Annotated in this window: 6 protein-coding genes; all 6 read left to right on the top strand. The window is 65.7% G+C overall.

What is annotated here, in order from left to right:
• Positions 1 to 145: 145 nt before the first annotated feature.
• Entirely contained in the window at positions 146 to 1,876 is a 1,731-nt protein-coding gene (gene oxc / locus QOC76_RS25670) for an oxalyl-CoA decarboxylase (RefSeq protein WP_526361741.1), read from the top strand.
• Between the two features lie 51 nt (positions 1,877 to 1,927).
• Positions 1,928 to 3,184: a formyl-CoA transferase gene (gene frc, locus QOC76_RS25675; protein ID WP_526361743.1), complete on the top strand. Its 1,257-nt coding sequence runs from the start codon at positions 1,928 to 1,930 to the stop codon at positions 3,182 to 3,184.
• Positions 3,185 to 3,274: 90 nt separating this feature from the next.
• The gene (locus QOC76_RS25680; RefSeq protein ID WP_526361745.1) at positions 3,275 to 3,766 is read left to right on the top strand and encodes a formate dehydrogenase subunit gamma; all 492 of its coding nucleotides are present in this window, start codon (positions 3,275 to 3,277) and stop codon (positions 3,764 to 3,766) included.
• Positions 3,763 to 5,364: a formate dehydrogenase beta subunit gene (locus QOC76_RS25685; RefSeq protein WP_526361747.1), complete on the top strand. Its 1,602-nt coding sequence runs from the start codon at positions 3,763 to 3,765 to the stop codon at positions 5,362 to 5,364. The genes QOC76_RS25680 and QOC76_RS25685 overlap by 4 nt, the downstream gene beginning before the upstream one ends.
• Positions 5,361 to 8,183 carry a formate dehydrogenase subunit alpha gene (gene fdhF / locus QOC76_RS25690; protein ID WP_526361749.1) on the top strand — a complete coding sequence of 941 codons (2,823 nt, stop codon included), beginning with the start codon at positions 5,361 to 5,363 and terminating at the stop codon, positions 8,181 to 8,183. The genes QOC76_RS25685 and fdhF overlap by 4 nt, the downstream gene beginning before the upstream one ends.
• 1 nt (position 8,184) lies before the next feature.
• Positions 8,185 to 8,397, top strand: a complete 213-nt coding sequence (locus QOC76_RS25695) for a formate dehydrogenase subunit delta (protein WP_526361751.1) — start codon at positions 8,185 to 8,187, stop codon at positions 8,395 to 8,397.
• Positions 8,398 to 8,707 lie beyond the last annotated feature (310 nt).

An 8,707-nucleotide genomic window follows, 5' to 3' on the forward strand; every position in this document is an offset into this window, starting at 1 on the left:
CGCAACCCCGTGATAGCCACCGTTTATCGAGTCGTTGACAACAGGTCTTGGACGCGCTGGCCGAAGACGTGAAAAGTGTTAGTAGGTAAGGGAAATTTCGAGCAGCTTCGGCTTCGGCTTCGAACAGTTAGGAAGGGTCCACATCATGACCGTTGCTCCCACGCGAGACACGGAGGCGCAGGGTGCCGACGACACGGGCACTCTCACTGATGGGATCCACCTGGTCGTCGACGCACTGAAGCTCAACGACGTGCACACCATCTACGGAGTCGTCGGGATCCCGATCACCGACCTGGCTCGGCTCGCACAGGCGTCGGGCATCCGCTACATCGGCTTCCGCCACGAGAGCGACGCCGGCCATGCGGCCGCGGCGGCGGGGTTCCTGACGAAGAAGGCGGGCATCTGCCTGACCGTGTCCGCCCCGGGCTTCCTCAACGGGCTTGTTGCGCTTGCCAATGCCACCACGAACTGCTTCCCGATGGTCCAGATCTCGGGGTCTAGTGAGCGGCATCTCGTCGACCTCCAGCGCGGAGACTACGAGGAGATGGATCAGCTTCCTGCCGCCAAGATGTTCGCCAAGGCGGCCTACCGAGTATCGCGGGCCGAGGATATCGGCCGTGGCATCGCCAGGGCGATCCGCACCGCGGTGTCCGGCAGGCCAGGAGGCGTCTACCTCGACATCCCGGCCGCAGTGCTCGGCGAGGTGATCGATGCAGAGCAGGCCGCGGGGACGCTGTGGCGGGTCGTCAACCCGGCCCCGCGGCAATTGCCGGAAGTAGACACGGTCGACTCCGCGATCGACCTGCTCGCCGACGCCAAACGGCCCCTGATCGTGCTCGGCAAGGGCGCCGCATACGCGCAGGCGGACGAGCAGATCCTCGAGTTCGTCGAGACCACCGGCGTGCCGTACCTGCCGATGTCGATGGCGAAGGGCCTGCTGCCCGACGATCACCCGCAGTCGGCGGCTACCGCCCGATCGTTGGCCCTGAAGAGGGCTGACGTGGTGATGCTCGTCGGTGCCCGGTTGAACTGGCTGCTCGGACACGGCGATGCGCCGCAGTGGAACCCGGACGCCAAGTTCATCCAGGTCGACATCGCCGCCGCGGAGATGGACAGCAACCAGCCCATCGCGGCTCCGCTCGTCGGCGACATCGGCTCTGTGATGGAGGCGCTCCTCGAACGGGCCAAACCCGGTCAGATCACTGTCCAAACGGAGTGGCGCGAGGAGCTGACGGCCAAGTCGGCGCAGAACGTCGACAAGATGGCCGGCCGCCTCGAGGCCGCGCTTGCCGCCCACCCGATGAAATTCCTCGGCGCCCTCCAGGCCATCCGGGATGTCCTGCACGACAACCCCCAGGTCTATGTAGTCAACGAAGGCGCGAACGCGCTTGACCTGGCGCGCAACACAATTGGCATGCAAGTACCCCGGCACCGGTTGGACAGCGGAACTTGGGGTGTGATGGGCATCGGCATGGGCTACGCGATTGCCGCAGCCGTCGAGACCGGCGAGCCGGTCGTCGCGATCGAAGGCGACAGCGCGTTCGGGTTCAGCGGAATGGAGCTCGAGGCGGTCTGCCGGTACAACCTGCCGATCGTCACCGTCATCCTCAACAACAGCGGCGTCTACCGCGGTGACGACATCTCCGCGTCCGCCGACCCGGCACCGACCGCACTGCGGGCACGTCACGAGTTCATGATCAAGGCCTTCGGGGGCAAGGGATATCAGGCGACAACGCCAACCGAGGTCGCCGCCTGCCTGCGGGAGGCCCTGGCATCGGGCAGGCCGGCACTCATCGACTGCGTCATCGACCCCTCCGACGGCACCGAGAGCGGCAACATCGCCCATCTCAATCCCAAGGGCATCACCAACAAGTGAACGCCTGACCGCACAGAGCACGAAGACGAAAACATGGAAAGGAAACGTCTCATGACTGAATTACCGCTCTCCGGCATCAAAGTGATCGACTTCACCGGCGTCCAGGCAGGCCCGGCGTGCACGCAGATGCTCGCCTGGTTCGGAGCCGACGTGCTGAAGGTCGAGCGCCCCGGCGGGGGTGACGTGACGCGGGGTCAGTTGCGGGACATCCCCGATGTCGACGCCCTGTACTTCACCATGCTCAACAGCAACAAGCGCTCGCTGGCGATCAACACGAAGTCACCCGAGGGACTCGAGGTGATGGAGAAGCTGATTCGCGGGGCCGATGTGCTGGTCGAGAACTTCGCACCAGGGGCCATGGACCGGATGGGCCTGTCCTGGGACAAGCTGCAGGAGTGGAATCCGCGGTTGATCTTCGGCTCTGTCAAGGGATTCAACGATGCGTCACCGTGGAATGACCTCAAGGTGTACGAGAACGTCGCGCAGTGCGCCGGCGGCGCCGCGTCGACCACCGGCTTCTGGGACGGCCCGCCGACCGTAAGCGGTGCGGCCCTCGGCGACAGCAACACGGGCATGCATCTGCTGATCGGTATCCTCACCGCGCTGATCGCGCGCGACAAGACCGGAAAGGGTCAGAAGGTCTCGGCCTCGATGCAGGACTCCGTGCTGAACCTCTGCCGTGTCAAGCTTCGCGACCAGCAGCGGCTGGAAGCCGTTGGCTACCTTGAGGAGTACCCGCAGTACCCGAACGGCGAGTTCGGCGACACCGTCCCCCGCGGCGGCAACGCAGGCGGCGGTGGCCAGCCGGGCTGGGTGCTCAAGTGCAAGGGCTGGGAGGATGACCCCAACGCCTACATCTACTTCACTGTCCAGGAGCAGAACTGGAAGCGCACGGCCGAGGTCATCGGCAGGCCGGAATGGGCCGAGGACCCGGGCTACAGCACCGCGCTTGCCCGCCAGGACAAGATCTTCGACATCTTCGCCGAGATCGAGAAGTGGCTGGCCGACAAGACGAAGTACGAGGCGGTCGACATCCTGCGCGAGTGGGAGGTTCCGTGTGCGCCGGTGATGAGCATGAAGGAACTCGCCGTCGACCCGGCGCTGCGCGAGGCAGGCAGCGTCGTCGAGGTTGATCAGAAGGGCCGCGGGTCGTTCCTGACCGTCGGCAGCCCGATCAAGTTCTCCGCGTTCAAGCCCGAGATCAAGGGCGCACCACTGCTCGGCGAGCACACCGACGAGGTTCTCGCCCAGCTGGGATACGACGCGGACACCATCGCCGAGTTCCACAAGAACAAGGTCGTCGTCTAACCGGCCGGTGCGAGTGGAACCGTCCCGGGCCGCAATCCTGGGGCGGTTCCACCCACTTCTCATCCGTTCACCTGCCGCCGGAGGAAGCCCATGAATCCCACGACAACAGGGCAGGCCAACACCACGGTCGCAGCCCTGGTCCGAGACATCGCCGCCAGCCTTCGCACGCAGCGCGGCGCCCTGCTGCCGATCCTGCACGCGGTTCAGGGGGCCCTGGGCCATGTGCCGCCTGAGGCCATCGCCGTGTTGGCGGATGAGCTCAACCTTTCTCGGGCCGACGTACACGGCGTCGTCAGCTTCTACCACGATTTCCGTACGGAGCCGGCCGGGCGGGCGACGGTCCGCGTCTGCCGGGCCGAGGCGTGTCAGGCCGTCGGCGCCGGACTACTGGTCACTCACCTGCGGGATCGCTATGGCGTGTCGCTGGGGGAGACGAGCCGGGACGGATCGCTGACCGCCGAACAGGTTTTCTGCCTGGGCAACTGCGCGCTCGGGCCCGCCGCGCAGGTGAACGGCCGGCTACACGGCCGGCTGGACGAGGATCGGCTGTCATCGATTATCGAGAAGGCGATCTCGCAATGAGCGCGGCACCGGTGACCGTCTACGTGCCAAGGGATTCCGCCGCGACATCGGTCGGCGCGGACGAGGTCGCGGACGCGCTGCTGCGCGCCGCTGCGCGGGTAGGACGGCCAATAGAGTTGGTCCGCAACGGGTCTCGCGGAATGCTGTGGCTGGAACCACTGGTCGAAGTGGTCACGCCCGACGGACGCATCGGCTACGGACCCGTCACCCCCGGCGCCGTCGACAACCTCGTGGCCGCCGGCATGTTCGATGGCGTTGAGCACCCATCGCGAGTGGGTGTGGTCGAGGATCTACCCTGGCTGGCGACGCAGGACCGGGTCACGTTCGCCAGGGTGGGTGTCACCGATCCGTTGTCCCCCAACGACTATCTGAACCACGGTGGCATCGCCGGTCTACGTCGGGCATTGGCGATGTCCCCGGCCGACGTGGTCTCCGAGGTCACCGACTCCGGACTGCGCGGACGCGGCGGCGCCGGCTTCCCAGCCGGCATCAAATGGAAAACCGTCCTCGAATGCGTCGACGAACTGAAGTTCGTCTGCTGCAACGCCGACGAAGGTGACAGCGGCACGTTCGCCGACCGGATGGTCATGGAGGGGGACCCGTTCATGCTCATCGAGGGCATGACGGTCGCGGCATACGCCGTAGGCGCGAGCGAGGGGTACATCTACATCCGGTCGGAGTATCCCGACGCGGTGACCGCGATGCGCTCGGCCATCGAAATCGCGAGGGGCCAAGGGTGGCTCGGGGCCAACGTGCTCGGCTCGTCGCTGAACTTCGACCTGCATGTCCGGGTGGGAGGCGGCGCCTACATCTGCGGCGAGGAGACCTCCATGCTGGAGAGTCTCGAGGGCAAGCGCGGCATGGTCCGCGCGAAGCCGCCGATCCCGGCCATCAACGGTCTGTTCGGCAAGCCAACGGTGGTGAACAACGTGCTCACGCTGGCCAGCGTGCCGACCATCCTTGCCGACGGTGCGCAGGCGTATCAGGAACTCGGCGTGGGACGGTCGCGGGGTACCCAGCTCTTCCAGCTCGGCGGGAACATCCGCCACGGCGGCATCGTGGAATTGGCCTTCGGGGTGACGCTGGGCGAGCTCGTGGACGGCTACGGAGGTGGCACGCGTTCCGGACGTCCGGTGCGTGCGGTCCAGGTCGGTGGTCCGCTCGGCGCGTATCTGCCGACGTCCAAGTTCGACCTTCCGATGGACTACGAGGCGTTCGTCGCGGCCGGTGCAATGGTCGGCCACGGCGGCATCGTGGTGTTCGACGACACCGTCGACATGGCGGCCCAGGCCAGATTCGCCATGGAGTTCTGCGCCGCGGAGTCGTGCGGCAAGTGCACACCGTGTCGGGTGGGCTCGGTGCGCGGCGTCGAGGTGATCGACCGGATCACGGCGGGTGAACATTCCGACGAGAACCTTGCCCTGCTCGAAGACCTCTGCGACGTCATGACCGATGGCTCGTTGTGCGCCATGGGCGGCCTCACCCCGATGCCGGTCCGCAGCGCGATCACGGAGTTTCCGGACGACTTCCTTGCCCGCGAACCGATTTCGCCAGGCATGCAACTGCCCATCAGCGTGAGGACGGAAGGTACACCATGACGCTGCTCAAGGAACCCGACTTCGGCACCCCGGCGAAGGGCGGTCCCGCGTCTATTTCGCTCGAGGTGGACGGGCTGCGCGTCGCCGTCCCCGAAGGCACGTCCGTCATGCGGGCGGCCGCGCTGGCCGGTGTCGATGTGCCCAAGTTGTGCGCCACCGACAGCCTCGAAGCGTTCGGGTCCTGCCGGCTCTGTCTCGTCGAAATCGACGGCCGCCGTGGAACTCCCGCCTCGTGCACGACCCCGGTGGCCGACGGCATGGTGGTCCGGACCCAGACGCCGAAGGTCGCCAAGCTCCGCGAGAGCGTCATGGAGCTCTACATCTCCGACCATCCGCTGGATTGTCTGACCTGCTCGGCCAACGGTGACTGCGAATTGCAGGACATGGCGGGCGCGGTCGGACTGCGTGAGGTCAGGTACGGCTACGACGGGGAGAACCACCTGGACGCCGTGGTCGACGACAGCAACCCGTACTTCGACTTCGACCCGTCCAAATGCATTGCCTGCTCGCGCTGCGTGCGGGCCTGTGACGAGATCCAGGGCACGTTCGCGCTGACCATCGAGGGCCGCGGCTTCGAATCGAAGGTGTCGGCGGGCGCTGGCGAGTCGTTCATGGACTCGGAGTGCGTTTCGTGCGGCGCCTGCGTGCAGGCGTGCCCGACGGCCACCCTGCAGGAGAAGTCGGTGATCCAGCTGGGGATGCCGTCGCGGTCGGTGATCACCACGTGCGCCTACTGCGGCGTCGGCTGCTCGTTCAAGGCGGAGTTGCGCGGCGACGAACTGGTCCGCATGGTGCCCCACAAGGACGGGGGCGCCAACGAGGGGCACTCGTGCGTGAAAGGACGGTTCGCCTTCGGCTACGCGACCCATCCGGACCGGGTGCTGAAACCGATGGTTCGCGAGAAGATCACCGACCCGTGGCGTGAGGTCGAGTGGGACGAGGCGATCGGGACCGTCGCCCGTCGGATGCTTGACATCAAGCACCGGCACGGCGCGGGGGCGATCGGCGGGATCACGTCGTCGCGGTGCACGAACGAAGAGGTCTACGTCGTCCAGAAGATGGTTCGCGCCGCGTTCGGCAGCAACAACGTGGACACATGTGCCCGGGTGTGCCACTCGCCCACGGGATATGGGCTCAAGCAGACCTTCGGCGAGTCGGCAGGTACGCAGGACTTCCGGTCGGTGGCGCAGGCCGACGTCATCGTGGTGATCGGGGCCAACCCGACCGACGGGCACCCGGTCTTCGCGTCAAGAATGAAACAGCGCCTGCGCCAGGGTGCCCGGCTCATCGTGGTCGACCCGCGCCGCATCGACCTGGTGCGCTCGCCACACATCGAGGCCGACCACCACCTCCAGTTGAAGCCGGGAACGAACGTGGCGGTCGTCAATGCCATGGCCCACGTGGTGGTGACCGAGGGCCTCGCCGACAAGTCGTTCGTCGCGGCCCGGTGTGAGGGATTCGACGAGTGGGCCCGGTTCATCTCCGGCGACCAGCACAGCCCCGAGGCGGTCGAGTCGATCACCGGCGTGCCCGCCGAGGAGTTGCGCGCCGCCGCGCGGTTGTACGCCATGGCGCCGAACGGAGCCATCTACTACGGCCTGGGCGTGACCGAACACAGCCAGGGCTCGACGACGGTCATGGGGATGGCGAACCTGGCGATGGCGTGCGGCAATATCGGCCGCGACGGTGTCGGCGTCAACCCGCTGCGCGGCCAGAACAACGTGCAGGGCGCCTGCGACATGGGTTCTTTCCCGCACGAGCTGACCGGATACCGGCACGTGTCGGACGACGCGGTGCGTCACGTGTTCGAAAACCTCTGGGGTACAAAGCTTTTAGCAGATCCGGGTTTGCGCATCCCGAATATGTTCGATGCGGCGATCGACGGCACATTCCGTGGGCTGTTCGTCCACGGTGAAGACATCGCGCAATCCGACCCGAATGTCAAGCATGTTCTCGCCGCACTGGGTGCGATGGAGCTGGTGGTGGTCCAGGACCTGTTCCTCAACGAGACGGCGAAATACGCCCACGTGTTTTTGCCGGGCGCGTCGTTCCTGGAGAAGGACGGGACGTTCACGAACGCCGAACGCCGGATCAACCGCGTCCGTGCGGTGATGAAGCCGAAGAGCGGCCAGCACGAGTGGGACATCGTCAGCCAGATCGCCACGGCCATGGGCTATCCCATGCACTACGACCACCCCAGCCAGATCATGGACGAGATCGCTTCTGTCACGCCGACGTTCGCGGGCGTTTCGTTTGACAAGCTCGACGAGGTGGGCAGCATCCAGTGGCCGTGCAACGAGGGTGCGCCGGACGGTACGCCGATCATGCACGTCGAGTCGTTCACCAGGGGTCTGGGCAGGTTCGTGCCGACCCCGTTCGTGCCGACCGACGAGCGCAGCACGCGGCGCTTCCCGCTTATTCTGACGACGGGCCGGATACTGAGCCAGTACAACGTCGGAGCGCAGACCCGGCGCACGGCGAACATCGCTTGGCACCAGGAGGATCTGCTGGAGATCCATCCTCACGACGCCGAGGTGCGTGGCATCGTCGACGGCGACGAGGTGACGTTGGGCAGTCGGGTCGGCGAAACGACGCTACGTGCACAGATATCCGACCGGATGCCGGCCGGCGTCGTGTACACCACGTTTCACTACCCGGTCACCGGAGCGAATGTCGTGACGACGGAGAACTCCGACTGGGCGACGAACTGCCCGGAGTACAAGGTGACGGCCGTCCAAGTCACGCTCACCCACCCGGTCTTGCATCTCAATGGCCAAGCGGCCGCAGACCGTGAGCTGGCCGCCGGGCTCGTGGACTGACATGTCGCTCCACGATGCTGCCGAGATCAGGCTGATCAACAAGATCGTCGTTCATTTCGGCTATCTGCCCACCGAGCGGGCGGTTGCCGAAGTCGCCAACCACGTCAGTAGGTTCTGGGATCCGCGCATGAAACGGCGCCTGTTCGAGCTCGTCGACTCGGGGACAACGGATTTCGAGCCTGTAGCGGTGGCCGCGGCGGCCCTGCTGCGGTAGTACTTCAGACGCGCCGAGATCGACGAAATGGTGCGTGCTACTCGCACTTTTGCGCCCAAACGTACGTTTCGGCGTTACGCATATCCATCGCTTTCGGGCTGCCCCCGCATGCTCAGCCGATACGTGCCACGCTGAGTTCGCGCGTTGGATCGTCTCTTCTTGGCGTGGTCTCACTGCGGTGTGAACGTCGGGAATGAGACAACCTATTCTGCGACTGAGGTTTGAGACGGCTTGACCTGGGCGAATCGGACAGCCGGGTGCAGGTTGGCAATGTCTCAAATGTGGTCTTGCGCTCAAGGTCTATTTCGAG

Source organism: Mycobacterium sp. (assembly GCF_032159565.1).
Taxonomy (GTDB): Bacteria; Actinomycetota; Actinomycetes; order Mycobacteriales; family Mycobacteriaceae; genus Mycobacterium.